This window comes from Flavobacterium sp. 120 (assembly GCF_003633605.1).
Lineage (GTDB): Bacteria > Bacteroidota > Bacteroidia > Flavobacteriales > Flavobacteriaceae > Flavobacterium > Flavobacterium algoritolerans.
In genome coordinates this window covers 41,357-63,321 of record NZ_RBKZ01000001.1, presented here as the reverse complement: position 1 = coordinate 63,321, position 21,965 = coordinate 41,357, and the positions used below count along the sequence as shown (strand labels likewise).

The following is a 21,965-nucleotide window of genomic DNA, read 5'->3' as shown; positions in this document are numbered from 1 at the left end:
GACAGGGCGTTTATAATGGTTTAAAACGTCACTAAAAGGAGGTTAGTTGTGTTAGGTTTGTTTGATTACCAGGCTGTTTTTAAATAGTCTGGTAATTTTTAGTAACAGAAAATAGAAAAAAAGTATCTCATTTTTTAATGAGGTACACCAAAATAAATTAGATACCGATGAAAAAAAATGTAACAGTACTTCTCTTTTTATGCTTAGGATTATCATTATCCGCACAATGGAAACCAGCTGGAGAAAAAATCAAAACAGAATGGGCGAATAAAGTAAATCCAAAACTGGTACTTCCTGAATATCCCCGTCCGATAATGGAGCGCAAGGAATGGAAAAACCTTAACGGATTATGGAACTACGCTATTCAAGAAGTTGGAAAATCAGCTCCTGCAAAATATGACGGTCAAATTTTAGTACCATTTGCAGTAGAATCCAGTTTGTCTGGCGTAATGAAAGAAGTAGGCGCTAAAAATGAACTTTGGTACAACACCACTTTCAACATAGAATCCAACTGGAAAGGCCAGAATATTTTACTTCATTTTGGTGCAGTGGATTGGAAAACTGAAGTTTGGTTGAATGGCGTTAAAATTGGTTCACATACTGGCGGATATACTCCGTTTTCTTTTGACATCACTCCTTTCATAACTGGAACAACACAGCAATTAACGGTAAAAGTTTGGGATCCTTCCAATGAAGGAACACAACCAAGAGGAAAACAAGTGAAAAATCCGGAAGGAATCTGGTACACACCCGTTACGGGAATTTGGCAGACGGTTTGGATAGAACCAGTAAATAAAAAGAACATTACAACGCTTAAAACTACTCCAAATATTGATCAAAATGTGATTAGTATCAAACCTGAGGTTGCGGGGGCGAGTTATGGTGATCTAATCGAAGTGACCGTTTATGATGATTCAAAAACAATTGCAACCGGGAAAGCTTCCGTTGGGGAAAACTTAGAAATTGTTTTAAATAATCCAAAATTATGGTCTCCGGAATCTCCTTTTTTATACAAAACCAATGTGAAATTGATTAGCAACGGAAAAGTTGTCGACCAAGTAAAAAGTTATTTTGCGATGCGAAAAATTGGGTCTAAAAGAGATGCAAATGGCGTGCTTAGAATGCAATTAAACAACAAGGATTATTTCCAATTTGGACCGTTAGATCAAGGTTGGTGGCCAGACGGATTGTACACTGCTCCTACCGATGAAGCTTTAAAATATGATATTGTTAAGACCAAAGAATTAGGTTTTAATATGATTCGTAAGCATGTTAAAGTAGAACCGGAACGCTGGTATACGCATTGTGATGAACTGGGAATTTTGGTATGGCAAGACATGCCAAGTGGTGACGAACAGCCTATATGGCAAGACAAAAAATATTTTGAAGGTACTGAATTGCAAAGAACGCCTAAATCGGAAGAGATTTATAAAAAAGAATGGAAAGCCATTATGGACCATTTGTATTCGTACCCAAGTATTGTAGTTTGGGTACCTTTTAATGAGGCTTGGGGACAATTCAAAACGGTTGAAATTACCGAGTGGACCAAGAATCACGATCCTAGCCGATTAGTGAATTCATCCAGCGGAGGAAATCATTTCCAAACGGGCGATATTTTGGATTTACACAAATATCCCGGACCGGAATTGTATCTTTATGATGCCAGACGAATTACTGTTCTTGGTGAATATGGCGGAATAGGATTACCGCTTGAAGGTCATTTGTGGAAAGCAAACGACAATTGGGGTTATATCAAATTCAAAAACGCTACCGAAGTTACCAATGAATATATCAAGTATGCCAAGGAGTTAAAAAAACTAGTCAAAACTGGATTTTCTGCGGCAGTTTATACGCAAACTACTGACGTAGAAGGAGAAGTAAATGGTTTTATGACCTACGACAGAAAAGTGGACAAAATGGATTTCGAAAAAGTAAGAACTATTAACAAAGAGGTTATCGATGCTCTAAATCATTAATCGGACTAAAAAAATTATAATGAAAAAATACTTAATACTGATTGTATATATTATTGCCTCGGGCTGTAATTCAGAAGCCTATTCGCAACAAGAAACCTTTACCAATCCTATTTTGCCATCTGGTGCAGACCCGTACAGCACCTATTACAATGGCTATTATTATTACACCCATACCTTGCAAAATCGTTTGGTATTATGGAAAACAAAAAGCTTGGCTGATTTAAAAAATGCGGAAAGTAAAACCATTTGGACAGCACCAAAAAACACGGATTATTCCACAGATATTTGGGCACCGGAATTTCATATTATCAATGGCAAATGGTACGTCTATTTTGCCGCAGACAATGGAAATAATAATACCCACAGAATGTATGTTATCGAAAACAAATCAGAAGATCCTTTTAAAGGAACATGGGAATTTAAAGGTAAAATAGCTGCAAAAACAGATAAATGGGCGATTGACGGAAATGTTTTTACCTACAAAAACAGCCTTTACATGATTTGGGCCGGTTGGGAAGGCGATACTAACGGACAGCAGAATATCTACATTGCCAAAATGAAAAATCCTTGCGAAATAGAAGGCGATCGGGTTTTGATTTCTTCACCAACATTCGATTGGGAAACACACGGCGCTTTGAACGACCCGAATAATCCGCCTCAGGTAAATGTCAATGAAGGACCACAGTTTTTAATGCACGATGACAAAGTATTTATCGTGTATTCTGCCAGTGGCTGTTGGACCGATTTTTATGCTTTGGGCTTGTTGCATTTTCAAGGAAATGGAGATTTACTCGATGCTTCTTCTTGGGTAAAATCAGAGAAACCATTGTTCCAACAATCTGTAAAAAACCAAGTTTTTGCTCCCGGACACAATTCGTTTTTTAAATCTCCAAACGGAAAAGAAGACTGGATTTTGTACCACGCTAACTCTAATCCAGGAGAAGGATGCGGAAATAAAAGAGCGCCAAGAATGCAAAAAATAAACTGGGATTCGAATGGATTTCCAGTGTTTGGAGAACCCGTTAGTGAAGGAACAAAATTAGAAATTCCCGCTAGATAGGTTTTTATTAAACGATATAAAATTTTAAAACATGAAAAAAATTCAGATTTACGCAGTGATTATTCTTGCTGTATTTCAGGTTTCCTGCAAAGAAAATAAAAATAATAATTCAACTCAAAAAGAAATGAATCAAGAAACAACTACTGATTCCGCTCAGACTTTTTTAGAAACTAAAAATTTTGAAGCAGTAATAGATAATAAAAATACGCACTTATATTGGATTGAAAATAACGGTTTGAAAGCAGCTTTCACCAATTACGGAGGACGATTAGTAGGATTATGGGTAGCGGACAAAAACGGAAAACTCACTGATGTTGTGGTGGGGATGAACAGCGTTACCGGATTTCAAAAATCAACAGAACCTTATTTTGGAGCCACTATTGGCAGAGTTGGAAACCGAATCGCCAAAGGAAAATTTACTTTGGAAGGAAAGGAATACAATGTTCCATTAAATAATGGAGAAAATGCACTGCATGGCGGAAAAAAAGGTTTCCAGGATGTGGTTTGGAATGCTGAGAAAACAGATGACCATACTTTAGTTTTCACCTATACTTCTCCCGATATGGAACAAGGATTTCCGGGAAAACTAGAAGTAAAAGTAACGTACTCCATTACGGCTGATAAAACTTTAAAAATGGAATACGAGGCCACTACTGACAAAACTACGGTTGTCAATTTGACCAATCACGCTTTTTTTAATTTAAACGGAGAAGGAAGCGGAAGTATTTTGGGTCACGAATTACAATTATTTGCCAATAAATACACTCCCGTAGATGCCGGTTTAATTCCTACAGGGAAACTGGAAAACGTTGCACAAACTCCTTTCGATTTTCTTGAAAAACATACTATTGGAGAACGCATTGAAGTGGTTAATGAGCAATTAAAATTCGGAAAAGGATACGACCATAATTATGTGCTAAGCGGAACCATCAAAAAAGGAATGAACCATGCCGCAACCATTACCGGAGACCAATCAGGGATTTCCATGGATATTTATACAGCAGAGCCTGGAATTCAGTTTTACAGCGGAAACTTTATGCAAGGTAAAAACACGTTCAAATCTGGAGCAAAAGATGATTTCAGAACAGCTTTCGCTTTAGAAACACAACATTTTCCGGATGCACCCAATCAACCTAGTTTTCCATCGATTACATTAAAACCAGGGGGGAAATACCAAACTGTTTCGTATTACCAATTTTCAGTTCGTAAATAATATCGAATTCCAAATCAACTCAAATGAAAAAAATATTTATAATTCTATTTACAGGGCTAAGTCTAAATTCATGCTCGCAACCAAAAGAGGAGGAAACTAAAACAACTCCCCCGCCTGCTGTTGTTTTAAAAGATATTTTTCTGGCAGATCCAACCATTTTTTATAATGAAGGCACCTATTATCTCTATGGAACAACAACTGGAAACAGCTCACTAAACGGAGAAGGATTTCAGGTTTATACGTCTTCCGATAAAAAAAACTGGAAAGGACCTGTTGGCGCTCAAGGCGGTCTTGCGCTCAAAAAAGGAGATGCTTATGGTTCTCAAGGATTTTGGGCTCCCCAAATATTGAAATATAACAATCAGTTTTACATGATGTATACCGCTAATGAAAATATTGCTGTTGCAACAAGTAATTCCCCACTTGGTCCTTTCAGAAACACCTCTAAAGAACCATTGGCCGCATCCGTAAAACAAATTGACCCTTTTGTTTTTATAGATGATGACGGAAAAAAATATTTGTACCATGTTAGACTTACCAATGGAAACCGAATTTTTGTGGCCGAATTAAACGATGACCTTTTAAGTATTAAACCAGAAACACTTAAAGAATGTATCGCTGCAGAATTGCAATGGGAAAACACGCAAAATGTGAGCTGGCCAGTTGCTGAAGGTCCTACAGTATTGAAAAAAGGCGGTTTATATTACTTAATTTATTCGGCAAATGATTTTAGAAATCCAGAATATGCCGTTGGATATGCAACCAGTACAAGACCGTTAGGTCCTTGGAAAAAAGCAACATCAAGTCCGATTATATCTCGAAATTTAATTGGAGAAAACGGTCCTGGTCACGGCGATTTATTTTTAGACAAAGACAATCAATGGCAATATGTGCTTCATACCCATTTCAGCGCAACGAGCGAAGCGCCCAGAAAAGTAGCAATTATTGAAATGAATTTTGTTGAAAAAGACCAAGAATTACAATTGCAAGCAAAAAAGGAAAGCTTCCGATTTTTGAAAACCAATTAAAGCATCTTAAAATAAAAGGGCTTAATTATTCGAAATTCATTGTAGCAATTCAATCTTCTTATGGCAATACTATTTTTAAAAAATTAGTATTGCCATTTTTTATTGGCAAAAAAAATGCGATTCTTATTTTAAAATTGCAAGAAAAAAATTTATTTGTCATTGTTAAAAAAATTTGTTTACATTTGTAAATGTATTTTTTACACTTATTATTATTTTTCACATAGAGCTACTAAAAAAGAAGCTGTTACTAATTATTTTTTGGTTTAAATATAAAATATATTTTATCTGACACTGATTTTTTCGGTTAGTCGGGATGAATTTTTTAAGCTCTAATTTTAAAATAGGAAAAAGTAAAATTTGCCACCGCTTATGAAACTTTAGACACAAATAATAAAACGAATCATATTATACTATTCAAAACACATTTAATTTTTACAATTTAAACATGAATAAAAAAATTGACAATTTAGCTGCTGACAATATTAGAGCATTAGCTATTTCGATGGTAGAAAAAGCGAATTCAGGCCATCCTGGAGGAGCCATGGGAGGTGCAGATTTTTTGCACATTTTATATACTGAGTACTTAAAATTTGACCCAACAGAAATGGATTGGTCATTCAGGGACCGTTTCTTTATGGATGCCGGACACCTTTCAGCCTTGATGTATTCTCAATATTATTTGTTGGGCAATTACAAAAAAGAAGATTTACAAAGCTTCAGACAATGGGGTTCCGTCACTCCTGGACATCCGGAAGTAGATGTGCTTCGAGGAATAGAAAACACTTCCGGACCTTTGGGACAAGGACACGCAATGGGAGTGGGTGCAGCTATCGCCGCCAAATTTCTAGAGGCCAGATTCAAGGGAATTTTCAATCACAAAATATACGGTTTCATCACAGATGGTGGTGTTCAGGAAGAAATTTCTCAGGGAGCGGGTAGAATCGCCGGACATTTAGGCTTGAACAATTTCATCATGTTTTATGATTCGAATGATGTACAGCTTTCGTCCATGACAGATGAAGTAACTTCAGAGAATACGGCTATGAAATACGAAGCTTGGGGATGGAAAGTCATCACAATTGACGGACACGACCACGAGCAAATTAGAAAAGCATTGAACGAAGCCAATGAAGAATCAGAAAAACCAACCTTAATAATTGGAAAAACGATTATGGGAAAAGGTTGCGTTACCACCAATGGCGATATATATGAAGGCGAATGTGAACTGCACGGAAAACCTATTGGTGATACCAATGCCGATTATGTAAAAACCTTACTAAACCTTGGAGCAAATCCTGAAAATCCTTTTGCAATCTATGAAGATGTGGCAACGCATTATGACAAAATAAAAGCCAAAAAATCGGAAGAGGCAGCCTACAAAAAGCATCATGTAGCCACTTGGAAAAAAGAAAATCCAGAACTGGCTCAAAAAATGGATTCCTTTCTATCCGGAAAACTTCCAGAACTGGATTTGAGTAATGTAGTCCAAAAAGCAAATGCCGCGACAAGAGATGCCTCATCGGCAGTATTAGCTTACTTAGCGGAACACGTGGAAAACATGATTGTTTCTTCGGCAGATTTATCCAACAGTGATAAGACGGATGGTTTCTTAAAAAAATCTTCTGTTTTACAAAAAAATGATTTCAGTGGTGCTTTTTTACAAGCCGGAGTGGCAGAATTGACCATGACTTCTATTGCTAACGGAATTGCCCTTCACGGAGGTGTTATCCCGGTAGTAGCAACCTTTTTTGTATTCTCGGATTATATGAAACCTGCAATTCGATTAGCTGCAATTCAGGAATTACCGGTAAAATATGTCTTGACACACGATTCTTTCCGAGTGGGCGAAGACGGACCAACTCACCAACCTATTGAACAGGAAGCACAAATGCGTTTGTTGGAAAAAATAAAAAATCATTCGGGGCATCAAAGTTTATTAGCGCTCCGCCCTGCCGATGCTATTGAAACTTCAGTGGCTTGGGATATGGCTTTGAAAAATACCAGTACGCCAACAGCTTTGATTCTTTCGAGACAAAACATCAAAGACATTCCTGCAACGGGAACTTCAAGATATGAAGAAGCAACCGAAGCTAAAAAAGGAGGTTATTTAGTAAAATCTACACCAAATCCTGACATTACATTAATCGCAAATGGATCAGAAGTGGCCACCCTTTTGGAAGCCGCAATTATTTTAGAAAAAGAAAAAAATCTAACTATAAACGTAGCTTCAATAATATCTGAAGGTTTGTTCAAATCACAACCAAAAGCGTATCAGGAAAGCATCATTCCAAAAGGAAAATTAGTGTTCGGACTTACTGCCGGACTGCCGGTAAACTTGGAAGGCTTAATTGGCGACAGCGGAAAAATAGTTGGATTGGAGCATTTTGGATATTCAGCACCAGCAAGTGTATTGGATCAAAAATTTGGATTTACAAGCGAAAGTGTTTGCACAGAAATCCTAAACTACATTGAAGAAAATAAATAAACATTTAAATAAATAAAGACATGAAATTTTTTATAGACACAGCAAATTTAAAAGACATAAAAGAAGCTAATGATTTAGGAATTCTGGATGGTGTAACCACAAATCCTTCGCTAATGGCGAAAGAAGGAATTACCGGTGCAGATAATATTATTGCTCATTATGTAAAAATATGCGAATTAGTTGACGGTGATGTTAGTGCCGAAGTAATTTCGACAGATTTTGCAGGTATGGTTGCCGAAGGTGAAAAACTGGCTGCTTTGCATCCTCAAATCGTGGTGAAAATACCTATGATTAAAGACGGAATAAAAGCCATAAAATACTTTTCGAATAAAGGAATAAGAACCAATTGCACCTTGGTATTTTCAGCAGGACAAGCCTTACTTGCCGCCAAAGCCGGCGCCACTTATGTTTCGCCCTTCATAGGAAGATTAGATGATATTTCTACAGATGGAATGGCATTGATTGCCGAAATCAAGCTGATTTATGATAATTACGGATATGAAACACAAATTTTGGCGGCATCCGTTCGTCACGTCATGCACATTTTGAATTGTGCTAAAATTGGCGCCGATGTCATAACCGGACCATTAAGCGCTATTGAAGGTTTACTAAAACATCCGCTTACGGATAGTGGTTTAGCCACTTTCTTAGCCGATTATAATAAAGGAAATAGTTAGGAATTTAAATTTTATTTGGGACTGCACTTTGCCATTCTAAGAGTAGTTCGCATTTATAAAACTATTCTGAACATCATTGAAGTTGTAGTCAATCAAAGAATTAAAGAATAGTTTTTTCAGGATTAATTATAAAAAAAGGAAGCCTCAATTAAGAGACTTCCTTTTTTAGTTTATGATTATAATGAATGACTTATAGGTTTAAAACAAAATCATTCAAGAGTTTTGCATCGTATTTTTCTTTGTCAAAAGTATAAAGATAAGATCCTTTTCGGGAGGACATCATGTCTTTCTCTTCGAGTTTTATCAGAATATCTAGTGAGTTTATTTTGCTGATGAAGTTTCTTTTATCCAATTCCTTACTAAGAATCGCTTCGTATAATTCCAACAGTTGGCGCATGGTGAATTTCTCCGGTAAAAGTTCAAATCCAACAGGCTTGATAGACGTTCTATAACGCAATCTTCTTATGGCATGTCTTAACATCGTGTCGTGGTCAAAAATCAATTTTGGAGCATTCGCAACGCTAAACCATTGTGCATGATAGTTTTGAATTAATTCCGCATTATGGTTTTCAATATTGATTAATGCAAAATAAGCAACAGAAATAGTTCTTTCTACAGGATCACGGTCAATCTCACTATAGGCATGCAATTGTTCCATGTAAATATCTTGAAGACCGGTGTAGGAATCCAGTATTCTGATGGCAGCGCTATCTAATACTTCATCTTTCTTAAGAAATCCACCTATTAAAGACCATTTGCCTTTTTCAGGTTCAAAATCTCTTTTAATCAAAAGTATTTTTAAGCCTTCGTTATCAAAACCAAAAATGATACAATCTACTGCCAGTAAAACTTTATCAGCAGAACTATAACTATTTAACATAATATGTTTTTTAGGGTAAATATATAAACTTCTCTAAAGGTTTCATAATTTATTAATGTTGATTTTACACTTAGTCCACTAAAACCCTGTAATCCCAAAAAAATTTCGTTTAATAAACTCCTGAATACTATTCCGCAGATTTGATTTTTACAAAGAACGGTTTCATTAATTAGTAATAGCAAAACTTCAAACCAGCAGATTAAACCATTTATTTTTCTTGTATTTCAATCGATTGCGAAGAATATTCGCCATTTATTGACCCGAAAATTAGTTTTTCATAAAAAACAATACGCCAAAATGAAGACTTTTTTTACAATATCACTCTGATTTTCAAATTAAAACTGATTTAAAAGGCAATTATTCTGCTGTTTTACAAAATAATTTTCACAGGCAATTTATTGTAGAAATGTTTGTTTTTTCACATAAAGTGTAAATTTTACACAAATTAACTCCAAAAACAGATGTATTTTTTACAAAAACATAATTTTAAAATGTTGATTTTACACTTAATTTAAAAAATGCATTTTTTTTTCCTCTTTTTTTTATCATATTAATTTGTTTTTGTGCTTTTTTTTTAATTAAATTTACAAATGTAAAACACACACTTATAATTAACCTAAATAATAACCGAATGAAAACAAACCACCGATTATTTCTTTATTGTAATTTTTTATTACCAAAAAAAGAATGGCTTCTAGCAATAATAGTTATGCTAATGACAACTATTAATGTTTCAGCTCAAAATACTCAAATTGTTACCGGAATTGTTACCTCAGCAAAAGACAAAATGCCTGCGCCAGGAGTAAATATTTTAATCAAAGGAACTAATACAGTAACCACAAGTGATCTTGACGGGCAATATTCCATAAAAGCTGCACCAAGTGACATCCTTGTATTTTCATATATAAGTTATGCAAGTCAAGAAATTGCAGTGGGCACTAAAACACAAATTAACGTAGCTCTAAAAGACGATCTTACTGCACTTGACGAAGTTGTTGTAATTGGATACGGAACACAAAAGAAATCAGACCTTTCTGGGTCAGTTGGAGTTGTCAATATGGAATCTGCTAAAAAAACAGTGACATACGATGCTGCAAAAATGCTTCAAGGACAAGTTGCAGGGGTAACCGTGCAATCCTCTGGAGAACCGGGTGGATTTGTAAATATTAAAATTAGAGGTCTGAACTCTTTTAGCAATAACAACCCTCTTTTTGTAATAGACGGAATGATTGTAGACTCACCGTTTGATTTTGCTCCGGGAGATATCGAATCTATGCAAGTACTTAAAGACGCTTCTTCGGCTGCTATTTACGGAGTTCGTGGTGCTAATGGTGTAGTAATTATTACGACCAAAAAAGGAAAAGCCGGAAAACTGAATATCAAATATAAATCCCTTGTTGGTTTTCAAAACGTAGCTAAAACTTGGGATGTAACTGATAGATTAGGCTATCAAAACATAACCAGTGCAGCAGAATTGAATGCTGGATTAAGCGTTGCTCCAGGAAATGACCCTAACAACAGTAATTACATCAGTAATGTAAATACAGATTGGCAAGATGCCGCTTATGAAACTGGAATTATAGAGAATCATTCGTTAGCATTTAATGGTGGTACAGAAGATTTAGCCTATAATATGAATATGGATTATTTCAAAAACAGCAGCTACATCAAATCTCCTCAAGATTACGAAAGACTATCCATGAACTTGAATTTGAATGGTAAAAAAGGAAAATTCAAATACGGTACTAAAATAGGATTCACACAATCTGACAAAGAAAACTTTAACAGTTATGTAGGGGAAACTGCTATTGCAGCTTTGTTAGGTGCTATTCCAACGATGCCAGTATACGATGAAAATAGATTAGGTGGTTACGGAGGTACTGATAATTTAACTCAAAGAGCAATTTCGCTTAACGTTATAGGATTCAACAACTTAATCGAAAACAACGGAAAAAGAAACCGTTTCATTGGGAACATTTGGGGAGAATATGAAATCGTAAAAGGATTAAAATATAAACTAGACGCCAGTTTTGACAGATTAGATTATCAAAACAGAAAATTTGTTCCGCAAAGTGACTTAGGATGGTATTATATTACAACCAAAGAAGAAGCATCTCTAGATGTATCAACTGGTAATGAGACTAAAACGTTTCTTAACAACCTACTAACCTACTCATTAGACATCAACAAACATAAATTTGATGCTTTAGCGGGTTGGGTACAAGAAAGAAAAGACTATTACAACCACTGGTCAAGAGGTGTAGGATATGATTTTGGTGAAATCAGCAAATTGCAATATGCTGATGATAACAGTACAGGCGAGTCTAACACTACTATTACTGGTACATCCTACATAAGCCGTATCAATTACTCATTTGATGATCGTTATTTGTTTCAAGCTAACTTTAGACAAGATAAATCGTCGCTTTTTAGTGAAAAATACAACACGACAAATGCGTACTCTTTCTCAGGAGCTTGGAAATTGAGTAACGAAAAATTCATTCACTTACCTGAATGGGTAAACACAATCAAACTAAGAGGTAGTTATGGTAAATTAGGAAACAACACAATTCCAGCCTATTTCTTTGCAACAACAATCAATAGCTTTGCGGGTTACAATTTCAACAACGAATTGGCTCCAGGAACAACAGTTGTCGCTTCTTTAGATCCAAATGTAAGATGGGAAGATAATAAAACAACAGACGTAGCAGTTGAGCTTGGATTGTTTAATAATGCTTTACAGTTTACAGCAGAGTATTTTGTAAAAAACTCTTCTAATTTATTAGTGGGTGTTCCATTACCTTTTTCTACTGGAGCTTTCCCTGCAAGTATTACTACTAATGCCGGTGCAATGAGAAACAAAGGATTTGAATTTTCTGCATCCTATAACAACAATAACAACGCCTTCAAATACAGCATATCTGCTAATTTAGGAACGTTGAAAAATGAAGTATTGCAAATTGGTATCAACGGAAATCCAATCTATGGTGCAGCTTCAAAAACAGAAGTTGGTCGATCTATGGGTGAAATTTATGCCTACGAGACAGATGGAATTTTCCAAAACGCTGCTGAACTTGCTGCTGCTCCAACGCAAACTAATGCTGGAGTTGGTGATATTAAATTCAAAGATATCAATGGTGACGGAATGATTAGTGATCTTGACAGAACCTTTCAAGGGGTTACAATTCCTAAATACAGTTACGGAATGAACCTTAGCGGTTCTTACAAAAACTGGGACATCTCTATGTTTTGGCAAGGTGCCGGAGGAAACAAAGTTTTCAATAGCATATACCGTAATTTAATGGCGGGACAATATGGTAACCACAGCACTGATATGCTTAACTACTGGACACCTACAAATACGAATACAAATGTTCCACGTCCAATTATTGGTGACCCGAATGCCAACGGAAGAGATTCAAACCGATTCATAGAAGATGGAGATTACATAAAACTGCAAACTATGGAAATTGGATATGAAATTCCAGTTCCGACTACCAGTTTTATTCAAAAAGCAAAATTGTTTGTAAACGGGCAAAACCTATTAATTATCAGTAAATATAGAGGAAGCGATCCTGATTTTAATAGCAACGACGGATCCTTCTCAAGAGGATATGACGGAGGTTCTTTCCCTAATCCTAGAACGATTTCTTTAGGACTTGAAGTGAATTTTTAAAATTAGCAAACCAATTAAAACGAATCAAAATGAAATATAAAATATTTAATTATCTGGCTGGTTTCTTATCACTTGCAGTGGTAACAACAAGCTGTGTCAACGATGAAGATTTAATTCAACTTGACCCAAATAATGACGCTGCAGATTCATTCTGGAAAACAGATGAGGACGCTATAAAAGGGGTAAATGCAGCTTATGGCAGCTTATTGACCGATGGTACATACATGAGAAGTACTCCTTTATTGTTAGATTTAAAAGGAGATGATACCAGAAGTAACAGTCCCTGGGGAGCGATGTACAATGTAGGTCGTTTTAACTCAAATGTGTCGGATGCAGCAATTTATGGTTGGGCTTATGAAACCTACTATCAAGGTATTTACCGCGCCAATCAAGTACTTACCAACGTGCCTAATATCGCTATCACTGATACTGCTCTTAAAAACAGAATTCTTGGTCAGGCTTATTTTTTAAGAGGATTGTATTTGTTTCATGCCGTAAACATGTTTCAAAACGTACCGCTTCCTACTGAAATTGCCGCTTTCTATCCACAAAAAACAAACCAAGAAGGTTGGGCACAAGTTATTGCAGATTTTAAAGCTGCCGCAGAATTGCTTCCGGCATCATACAGTAATATTTCTGGTTTAGATGCAGGTCAAAAAGGACGTGCCACGAAAGGAGCAGCTTTAGGATATTTAGGAAAAGCATACTTGTTTACCAAAGATTTCCCAAATGCAAAAATCGCTTTCAAACAAGTTATCGATTTAGGTGTTTATGCTTTAGTGCCTAATTACCGTGATAACTTTACAGACACAAACGAAAACAATTCAGAGTCATTGTTTGAAGTACAATTCAGCAGAGATGCAGGTGGAGTTGATTTAGGTTGGGGTGGTGCTCCGGCTTCCGGATGGGGAAAAACATCGGCAAGAGCTATTACCTATGGACCTAGAGCTTTTGGATGGACTGACGTACAACCAACATGGGCATTATTTAATGAATACCACGATGAAAAAACTACTGCAAACACGACAGACCCACGTTTAGATGCTACTATTTTCTATAACAAACCAGGTGGAATGCAACTTTACGGACAAAACTTCGCTACTTTTTACGCAGCTAATCCGGGAGATTTGAATGACTTGTTTTGCAGAAAATACCAAAATTCTGATGGGAATTATGCAAATGAATACGACTGGCGTTCTGGTATAAACGAACGTTTATTGAGATATGCTGATGTATTGTTAATGTATGCTGAATGTTTAAATGAAACTGGCGATACTCCAGGAGCTTACACTTATATTCAAATGGTAAGAAGCAGAGTTGGTTTACCTAATTTAGCTACAGCAAAACCAGGACTAAGCCAAATTGCAATGAGAGAGCAAATTGGACACGAAAGATTCTTAGAATTCCCACTGGAAGGACACCGTTTTGACGATATTCGTCGTTGGGGATGGTTACAAGATCCCGCAAAATTAGCTTGGTTAAAAACACGAGATGTAGAATTCAACTCCTACGCAGCAGGAAGAGAATTTTTCCCAATACCACAATTGGAAATGGATAACAATCCAGGAACAATTCAAAACAGTGGCTATTAATATTTATTTGATTTAGTTAGAATTTTAATGTCATGTGGTAAGCTTAACAAAAGCTTACCATGTGATTTTATAACTTAAAAAGAACATGAAAAAAACCCTATTAATCTTATTTATTTTTACTTTTTGTAGTCAAGCTATTGTTGCACAAAAAGAAACAACAGTACTTACTTTAAAAAATAGTAATGATGGACCAACTATCAGTAAACATATCTACGGACATTTTGCTGAGCATTTAGGAAAATGTATTTACGGTGGTTTTTTTGTTGGTGAAAAAAGTTCTATTCCAAATACAAAAGGAGTTCGTAACGATATTATTACTGCCTTAAAAGAATTAAAAATACCAAATTTAAGATGGCCTGGAGGTTGTTTTGCGGATACTTACCACTGGAAAGATGGTATTGGCCCCAAAGAAGACCGACCAAGTATTGTAAACCGTTGGTGGGGAGGAACTACTGAAGACAACAGTTTTGGAACACATGATTTTTTAAACTTATGTGAAGTTTTAGGTACAGAACCATACTTGGCCAGCAATGTTGGTAGTGGAACCGTTCAGGAACTGGAGCAATGGGTACAATATGTAAACCATGACGGCGGTAGTCCAATGTCTGAGCTTAGAAAAAAGAATGATCGCGAAAAACCATGGGGTGTTACTTTTTGGGGAGTAGGAAATGAAATGTGGGGATGTGGCGGAAATATGACTCCGGAATATTATGCTAACCTATACAAACAATATGCTACGTTCATGACCGATTGGTCTAATAACGATAAACTTTTCAGAATTGCTTCAGGAGCGAATGTTGCTGATTACCACTGGACCGAAGTTTTAATGCGTGATATTCCTAAAAGTTTAATTGAAGGTGTTGCGCTTCACTCCTACTCTTTTGTAAAATGGGAAAAGAAAGGGTCTTCAACTAAATTTAATGAGGAACAATATTTTGCAACCATGCAAACAGCACTTAAAATGGAAGAATTAGTGACTAAACATTCTGACATCATGGATAAATATGATCCAGAAAATAAAGTGGCACTTATTGTTGACGAATGGGGCGGATGGTATGATGTAGAAGAAGGGACAAATCCTGGGTTTCTATACCAACAAAACACCATGAGAGATGCTATGATTGCCGGTACAACACTGAACATTTTTAACAATCATTCTAAAAGAGTGAAAATGGCAAACCTTGCTCAAACCGTAAATGTTTTGCAAGCTGTTATTTTAACAGAGAATGAAAAAATGTTGCTTACGCCAACGTATCACGTTATGAAAATGTACACTGTACATCACGATGCGCAATTATTGCCAATGACCATTAATTCTCCGTCATACACCTATAACGGTGAAAAACTTCCTGCTTTATCCGCTTCGGCATCCAAAGATAAAAACGGATTAATTCATATTTCATTGGTAAATATAGATTCTAAAAAAGACCATAAAATAGAAATTGACATGCAGGAACTTGGAATTAAAAATGTTACTGGAACTATTCTTGCATCACCAAAATTACAAGACCACAACACATTTGATAACCCATCAAAAATCAAACCTGCCGTTTTCAAAGGTTTTGAAACAAAAAAGGGTAAACTGGAAATCACAATCCCTGCATTTACTGTAGTGGTTTTAGAAACCAAATAAAAAAATATAATAATGAGAAATTCAAAATTCCTTTCAACATTAGTTTTGTATCTGACGCCTTTCTTAATTGTTGCTTCCATTAGCAGTTGTTCTGGCGATGATCCAGCTTCAGATCCTGTAGCAACGCCGACTCCTGTTCCGACTCCGACGCCAACACCTACTGCTTTTGCCGGACCAACGTATTCAGACAATTACACCTCTATTTCCTCTTGGAATAGTCGTTCTCAATGGAATTTGGCAAACGTACATGATCCTTCTGTTGAAAAGTGTGGCGAATATTATTATATGTATCAAACCGATGCTTCCTATGGTAACGCGCATGAAGGACACGGTCATTTCCCATACAGACGATCCAAAGATCTTATCACTTGGGAACACATGGGATCAGCAATGACACAAGCGCCAGCTTGGGTAAAAGATTCCTTGAACAACAAAAGAGCCCGAATGGTTCCGGCTTTACCGCCTATTACAAATCCTCGTTATGGTTATTGGGCGCCTTACATCAAAAAAGTAGGGTCTAAATACAGAATGTATTACAGTATTGTGGTAGATGAACCAATTATAGGTGCCGATTTCACCTATTCATGGTCAGAAAGAGCCTTTATTGGACTAGCAGAATCTGATGATTTAGCCACTAATGTTTGGGTAGATAAAGGAATGGTGGTTTGCTCTGAGCCAGATGGTTTAAAACCGTATTCTTTTACAGGAGCTAGAAATTGGGAAAATGCGTATTTTCAATTCAATGCTATCGATCCTACTTTTACCATTACTCCACAAGGAGAACACTATTTAATCTACGGTTCTTGGCATTCTGGTATTGCAGCATTAAAGTTAAATCCAACAACCGGAAAACCCGATCAATTAAAAACATTAAGTGATTACGGAACCCGCATTGCAAAACGAGGAAATAGCCGTTGGCAAGCTTCCGAAGGTCCAGAAATCATTTATAATGAAACGACTGGCTATTATTATTTATTTCTAGCTTATGACGAATTATCCGTTGCATATAACACGCGTGTTGCCCGTTCCAAAAACATAATGGGTCCTTACATAGGGATCAACGGAGGTGATGTCACTAATGGAGCAGATTGTTGGCCTATGCTGACACATCCTTATTCCTTTAACAACCATACCGGATGGGTTGGTTTTTCTCACTGTTCTGTCTTTCAAAATCCGGATACCAAAGAATGGTTTTACTCCTCACAAGCCCGTTTACCGGAAAATGTACCCGGAATTAATGCGTCCAATGCTTTAATGATGGGACATGTTCGCGCCATTCAATGGACGGAAGACGGCTGGCCGGTAATCGCTCCGGAGCGTTATGCAGGAGTGCCTAAAACGACTATTACCGAAACTTCATTTATAGGATCTTGGGAACAAATCACAATGAATTATCAATACAAAACGATTCAAAAATCGGTTACTATATTCTTAACCGCAGATAAAAAAGTAAGCGGCGGCGTGACAGGAACTTGGTCGTATGACAGCGCCAAAGAAGTGCTTACCGTAAATGGTAATCAATGCAAAGTAAGCGATGCTTGGGACTGGGAAGCCATTCCTAGAAAAGTGACCCTGACCTATTCTGGATTTACTGCCGGTGGACAACCCGTTTGGGCTAAAAAAATAAATTAATTTTTACTAAAAACAGCTGCCTTTTTAATGATACAGAAAGGCAGCTGTTACAAATAAAGCGCCCTTTTCATTCTTTTACAGAAAAATCAAAATGAAAAATACAATTACAACCCTATTGCTACTGGCATTTCTTTCCTCTTGTAAAACTATAAAAACAGATAGTGTTACGGCTTCCGCCAATGATGGAAATCCGAGTCAAACCATGCAAATCAATAACCCAGTCATAAAAGACAAGTACACCGGCGACCCTGCGGCTTTGGTGTACAAAGACAAGGTTTATCTCTATGCTGGTCATGATGAAGCGCCAAATGATTTCAATTTTTATAAAATGAATGAATGGCTGGTATATTCCTCATCAGATATGGTGAACTGGCAAGAACATCCGGTTCCGCTAAAAGTAACCGATTTTACTTGGGCAAAATCCGATGCTTGGGCTGCTCAAGTCATTGAACGCAACGGAAAATTCTATTGGTATGTTACGGTTGAACATGGAACGATTCCAGGAAAATCAATTGGAGTGGCTGTTGCTGACAGTCCAACAGGTCCTTTCAAAGATGCGTTAGGAAAAGCACTTATTACCAATGATATGACAACCAAAACCAACATTAGTTGGGACGATATTGACCCAACTGTTATGATAGACAATGACGGCCAGGCCTATTTATTCTGGGGAAATACTGTTTGTCATTACGCAAAATTAAAAGCAAACATGGTAGAACTTGATGGACCAATACAAACCATTTCCTTACCAAATTTCACCGAAGCCCCTTGGATTCACAAAAAAAAGGATTGGTATTACCTATCGTATGCGTATCAGTTTCCAGAAAAAATCGCTTATGCTATGAGTAAATCTATCAACGGGCCATGGGAATACAAAGGAATTCTGAATGAAATAGCTGGAAACTCGAATACCAACCATCAATCGATTATTGAGTTCAAAGGAAAAGATTATTTCATTTATCACAATGGCGCGACTCAACCTAACGGTGGCAGTTTCAGAAGATCCGTGTGCATAGACCGTCTATATTACAATGAAGATGGAACGCTGAAACGTGTAATTATGACTACAGAAGGCATTCAAAAATAAAAAATTAAGCATGAAATTATATCAAAAAATACAACCGTTACTTCTCTTACTAATCATGACGGCTTCCGCTTGGGCGCAAGACATTACCGTTCACGACCCAGTAATGATCAAACAAAAAGAAACCTACTATTTATACTGCACCGGAAAAGGAATCAGTGTTTTTAGTTCCAAAGATTTAAAAAACTGGCAGCCGGAACCCGCTATTTTCAAAGAAAAACCGGTTTGGGTAGATAAAGTAGTTCCAAATTTTGACAACCATATTTGGGCGCCGGATGTTTCTTTTCACAACAATACCTATTACTTGTATTATTCGGTTTCTGCTTTCGCAAAAAATACATCGGCGATAGCATTAGCAACCAATATAACTTTGGACCCAAAAGACCCAGCATACAAATGGGTCGATCACGGAATTGTTATTCAATCAGTACCAAATCGTGATTTATGGAATGCCATAGATCCCAATTTGACTTTTGATGACAACAACACGCCTTGGTTGGCATTTGGTTCTTTTTGGAATGGTTTGAAAATGGTAAAATTAAATCCAGATTTAAAATCAGTAGCACAACCAGAAGAATGGTCCACCATTTCAAAACGCAAAAGAACTTTCGAATTAGCAGATACTGATCCGGGAGATGGCGCACTTGAAGCTCCGTTTATTTTCAAAAAGAACGGATATTATTATCAATTCCTTTCTTGGGATTTGTGTTGCCGAGGTGAAAAAAGCACCTACAAAGTAGTCGTAGGAAGATCTAAAACTATTACCGGTCCTTATGTGGATAAAGACGGAAAGTCATTAAACGAAGGCGGCGGAACACTTCTTATTCAAGGAAACGAAAACTGGTTCGGAGCAGGACACAACAGCGCTTATACTTTTGACGGGAAAGATTATATCATTTTTCATGCGTATGATTCCAAGCAAAAAGGGAGACCTGTTTTAAAAATAAAACAAATGCAATGGGATGCTGATTTATGGCCTGTTGTAGCACCATTGAATTAAAAACAGATTAATAGTAGGCAAATGACCTTTATAAAAAAAACAATACTAGCAGTTTCGATTTTAATGACCGTTTGCGGACAAGCACAACAACGTTTAAAAAAATCGAATTCACCCAAAAAATCAGGTTACAGCATAACTCCTGTAAACATTCAAAATGTCAAGGTTACCGATGCTTTTTGGTTGCCTATCATCAAGAAAGTACAGGAAAAAACCATCGAATACGCTATCCACAAATGTGAAGAAGAAGGCCGCATGGACAACTTTTTAATTGCTGGAGGCAAAATGGAAGGAACCGTAAAAGGTCAAATGCCTTTTGACGATACCGATGTCTATAAAATTATCGAAGGCGCTTCAAACACTTTAATTAGTGAACCCAATCCAAAACTTGAAATACTATTAGATTCACTAATTAGCATTGTGAAAATTGGTCAGGAAAAAGACGGTTATTTAACCACTTGGAGAACCATAAATCCTGCGAAACCGCCAGCTCCTTGGGTTCCCGTGATTGAAGGAAAGCGTTGGGAATCACTTCAAATCAGTCATGAATTGTACAATTCCGGTCATCTGATTGAAGCAGCTGTAGTGCATTACGAAGCTACTGGAAAGAAAAACTTCTTAGACATTGCCCTCAAAAATGCGGATATGCTAGTGCGCACTTTTGGCGACAGAGCAGACCAAGTGCATGGTGTTCCCGGACATCAAATTGTAGAAACTGGCTTGGTAAAATTATACCAAGTTACCAATAACAAAGCCTATTTGAACTTGGCAAAATACTTTTTGGACAACCGCGGAAATCCAAAAAACCACACCTTATACGGCGCGTACTCCCAAGATGACATTCCCGTTATTCAACAAAAAGAAGCGGTGGGTCATGCTGTAAGAGCAGTGTATATGTATGCCGGAATGACGGATATTGCTGCTTTAGAAAATGATGCTGCTTACGGGAATGCGGTGAATCATTTGTGGACTAATATGGTCAACAAAAAAACATACATCACCGGAGGTATTGGTGCGAAACACGATGGAGAAGCTTTTGGCGAAAATTACGAATTGCCAAATCTAACCGCTTATAACGAAACGTGTGCCGCTATCGGAAATGTGTATTGGAACCATAGACTGCATAATATTTCTGGAAATTCAGATTATTTTGATGTGATTGAACGCTCTTTATACAACGGATTGATTTCTGGATTGTCATTGGACGGAAAAAAATTCTTTTATCCAAATGCATTGGAATCGGATGGTGTTTATAAATTCAATCGTGGCGAATGTACCCGTCAATCTTGGTTTGACTGTTCTTGCTGTCCAACGAATTTGATTCGGTTTATTCCTTCGATTCCAGGATTGATATATTCTAAAAGTAAAGACGTACTTTATGTGAATTTATACACTTCGAATACGGCGAAAATAACATTGGACAAAACCAATTTAGAAATTGCACAGCAAACCAATTATCCTTGGGACGGAAAAGTTGCTCTTACTGTTTCTCCAAAAAAAGAAAGTGAATTTACCATAAAATTACGCATTCCAAGTTGGGCGAGAAATCAGGTTTTACCGGGAGATTTATATACTTATGCGACTACCTCAACTGCAAAAACAACCGTTACTATAAACGGAAAAGCATTTGCATACCAAGAAGATAAAGGATACATCACCATTACCCGAAAATGGAAAAAAGGGGAAAAAATTGTCCTTGATTTCCCAATGGAAGTAAAACAAGTAGTAACCAATGCGAAGGTGGAAGGCAACAAAGGGAAAGTCGCTTTAGAATACGGACCTATTGTGTATGCAATTGAAGAAGCTGATAACGCTACTAATTTCGACGCGATAACCATTGGTGCAAACGATACTTTCAAAGTTAAAAAAGAAGAAAACCTTTTGGAAGGTGTAAATACAATCCAAACACAAAAATTAAAAGCCATTCCGTATTATTCCTGGTCAAACAGAGGCGTTGGAAAAATGAAAGTTTGGATTGATTACAAAGAGTAAAAAGACAAAGAGATAATAGACGAATCATTAAAGTTTAAAT

At 36.7% G+C, this 21,965-nt stretch carries 14 protein-coding genes; 13 read left to right on the top strand and 1 reads right to left on the bottom strand.

The features are described 5' to 3' along the window. The first annotated feature begins 167 nt into the window (after positions 1 to 167). From C8C87_RS00265 to fsa, 6 genes are all read left to right on the top strand, one after another. Positions 168 to 1,976 carry a glycoside hydrolase family 2 protein gene (locus C8C87_RS00265; protein WP_121340727.1) on the top strand — a complete coding sequence of 603 codons (1,809 nt, stop codon included), beginning with the start codon at positions 168 to 170 and terminating at the stop codon, positions 1,974 to 1,976. A 19-nt stretch (positions 1,977 to 1,995) separates the two neighbouring features. Further along, a complete protein-coding gene (locus C8C87_RS00260; protein WP_121340726.1) occupies positions 1,996 to 3,036 on the top strand; it encodes a family 43 glycosylhydrolase in 1,041 nt (346 codons plus the stop codon). A 31-nt stretch (positions 3,037 to 3,067) separates the two neighbouring features. After that, positions 3,068 to 4,249, top strand: coding sequence for an aldose epimerase family protein (locus C8C87_RS00255; RefSeq protein WP_121340725.1), 1,182 nt, complete (start codon positions 3,068 to 3,070; stop codon positions 4,247 to 4,249). A gap of 23 nt (positions 4,250 to 4,272) precedes the next feature. Then, the gene (locus tag C8C87_RS00250; protein WP_121340724.1) at positions 4,273 to 5,277 is read left to right on the top strand and encodes a glycoside hydrolase family 43 protein; all 1,005 of its coding nucleotides are present in this window, start codon (positions 4,273 to 4,275) and stop codon (positions 5,275 to 5,277) included. A gap of 445 nt (positions 5,278 to 5,722) precedes the next feature. After that, on the top strand, positions 5,723 to 7,762 hold the full coding sequence (locus C8C87_RS00245; protein WP_121340723.1) for a transketolase: 2,040 nt from the start codon (positions 5,723 to 5,725) through the stop codon (positions 7,760 to 7,762). 20 nt (positions 7,763 to 7,782) lie between these two features. After that, on the top strand, positions 7,783 to 8,439 hold the full coding sequence (gene fsa, locus C8C87_RS00240) for a fructose-6-phosphate aldolase (protein WP_121340722.1): 657 nt from the start codon (positions 7,783 to 7,785) through the stop codon (positions 8,437 to 8,439). Positions 8,440 to 8,629: 190 nt separating this feature from the next. Here fsa and C8C87_RS00235 read toward each other — a convergent pair whose 3' ends face one another. Continuing rightward, a complete protein-coding gene (locus C8C87_RS00235; RefSeq protein WP_099713793.1) occupies positions 8,630 to 9,319 on the bottom strand; it encodes an NUDIX domain-containing protein in 690 nt (229 codons plus the stop codon). A gap of 715 nt (positions 9,320 to 10,034) precedes the next feature. Between C8C87_RS00235 and C8C87_RS00230 the strand changes: the two genes are divergently transcribed. From C8C87_RS00230 to C8C87_RS00200, 7 genes are all read left to right on the top strand, one after another. Then, on the top strand, positions 10,035 to 12,995 hold the full coding sequence (locus C8C87_RS00230; protein ID WP_158589725.1) for a TonB-dependent receptor: 2,961 nt from the start codon (positions 10,035 to 10,037) through the stop codon (positions 12,993 to 12,995). Positions 12,996 to 13,024: 29 nt separating this feature from the next. Then, complete coding sequence (locus tag C8C87_RS00225; RefSeq protein WP_099713795.1) at positions 13,025 to 14,587, top strand: RagB/SusD family nutrient uptake outer membrane protein; 1,563 nt, start codon at positions 13,025 to 13,027, stop codon at positions 14,585 to 14,587. Between the two features lie 85 nt (positions 14,588 to 14,672). Further along, on the top strand, positions 14,673 to 16,220 hold the full coding sequence (locus tag C8C87_RS00220) for an alpha-N-arabinofuranosidase (protein WP_099713796.1): 1,548 nt from the start codon (positions 14,673 to 14,675) through the stop codon (positions 16,218 to 16,220). Positions 16,221 to 16,232: 12 nt separating this feature from the next. Then, entirely contained in the window at positions 16,233 to 17,852 is a 1,620-nt protein-coding gene (locus C8C87_RS00215) for an arabinan endo-1,5-alpha-L-arabinosidase (RefSeq protein ID WP_121340720.1), read from the top strand. Positions 17,853 to 17,943: 91 nt separating this feature from the next. Then, positions 17,944 to 18,939 carry a glycoside hydrolase family 43 protein gene (locus C8C87_RS00210; protein ID WP_199716362.1) on the top strand — a complete coding sequence of 332 codons (996 nt, stop codon included), beginning with the start codon at positions 17,944 to 17,946 and terminating at the stop codon, positions 18,937 to 18,939. 10 nt (positions 18,940 to 18,949) lie between these two features. Beyond that, on the top strand, positions 18,950 to 19,936 hold the full coding sequence (locus C8C87_RS00205; protein WP_121340719.1) for an arabinan endo-1,5-alpha-L-arabinosidase: 987 nt from the start codon (positions 18,950 to 18,952) through the stop codon (positions 19,934 to 19,936). A gap of 21 nt (positions 19,937 to 19,957) precedes the next feature. Continuing rightward, positions 19,958 to 21,925, top strand: coding sequence for a glycoside hydrolase family 127 protein (locus C8C87_RS00200; protein WP_121340718.1), 1,968 nt, complete (start codon positions 19,958 to 19,960; stop codon positions 21,923 to 21,925). Positions 21,926 to 21,965 lie beyond the last annotated feature (40 nt).

What these genes read in the sequence shown, in the direction of transcription:
- C8C87_RS00265 (WP_121340727.1), top strand. Translation starts at nt 168, where the DNA reads ATGAAAAAAAATGTAACAGTACTTCTCTTTTTATGCTTAGGATTATCA.
- C8C87_RS00260 (WP_121340726.1), top strand. Translation starts at nt 1,996, where the DNA reads ATGAAAAAATACTTAATACTGATTGTATATATTATTGCCTCGGGCTGT.
- C8C87_RS00255 (WP_121340725.1), top strand. Translation starts at nt 3,068, where the DNA reads ATGAAAAAAATTCAGATTTACGCAGTGATTATTCTTGCTGTATTTCAG.
- C8C87_RS00250 (WP_121340724.1), top strand. Translation starts at nt 4,273, where the DNA reads ATGAAAAAAATATTTATAATTCTATTTACAGGGCTAAGTCTAAATTCA.
- C8C87_RS00245 (WP_121340723.1), top strand. Translation starts at nt 5,723, where the DNA reads ATGAATAAAAAAATTGACAATTTAGCTGCTGACAATATTAGAGCATTA.
- fsa (WP_121340722.1), top strand. Translation starts at nt 7,783, where the DNA reads ATGAAATTTTTTATAGACACAGCAAATTTAAAAGACATAAAAGAAGCT.
- C8C87_RS00235 (WP_099713793.1), bottom strand. Translation starts at nt 9,319, where the DNA reads ATGTTAAATAGTTATAGTTCTGCTGATAAAGTTTTACTGGCAGTAGAT.
- C8C87_RS00230 (WP_158589725.1), top strand. Translation starts at nt 10,035, where the DNA reads ATGACAACTATTAATGTTTCAGCTCAAAATACTCAAATTGTTACCGGA.
- C8C87_RS00225 (WP_099713795.1), top strand. Translation starts at nt 13,025, where the DNA reads ATGAAATATAAAATATTTAATTATCTGGCTGGTTTCTTATCACTTGCA.
- C8C87_RS00220 (WP_099713796.1), top strand. Translation starts at nt 14,673, where the DNA reads ATGAAAAAAACCCTATTAATCTTATTTATTTTTACTTTTTGTAGTCAA.
- C8C87_RS00215 (WP_121340720.1), top strand. Translation starts at nt 16,233, where the DNA reads ATGAGAAATTCAAAATTCCTTTCAACATTAGTTTTGTATCTGACGCCT.
- C8C87_RS00210 (WP_199716362.1), top strand. Translation starts at nt 17,944, where the DNA reads ATGAAAAATACAATTACAACCCTATTGCTACTGGCATTTCTTTCCTCT.
- C8C87_RS00205 (WP_121340719.1), top strand. Translation starts at nt 18,950, where the DNA reads ATGAAATTATATCAAAAAATACAACCGTTACTTCTCTTACTAATCATG.
- C8C87_RS00200 (WP_121340718.1), top strand. Translation starts at nt 19,958, where the DNA reads ATGACCTTTATAAAAAAAACAATACTAGCAGTTTCGATTTTAATGACC.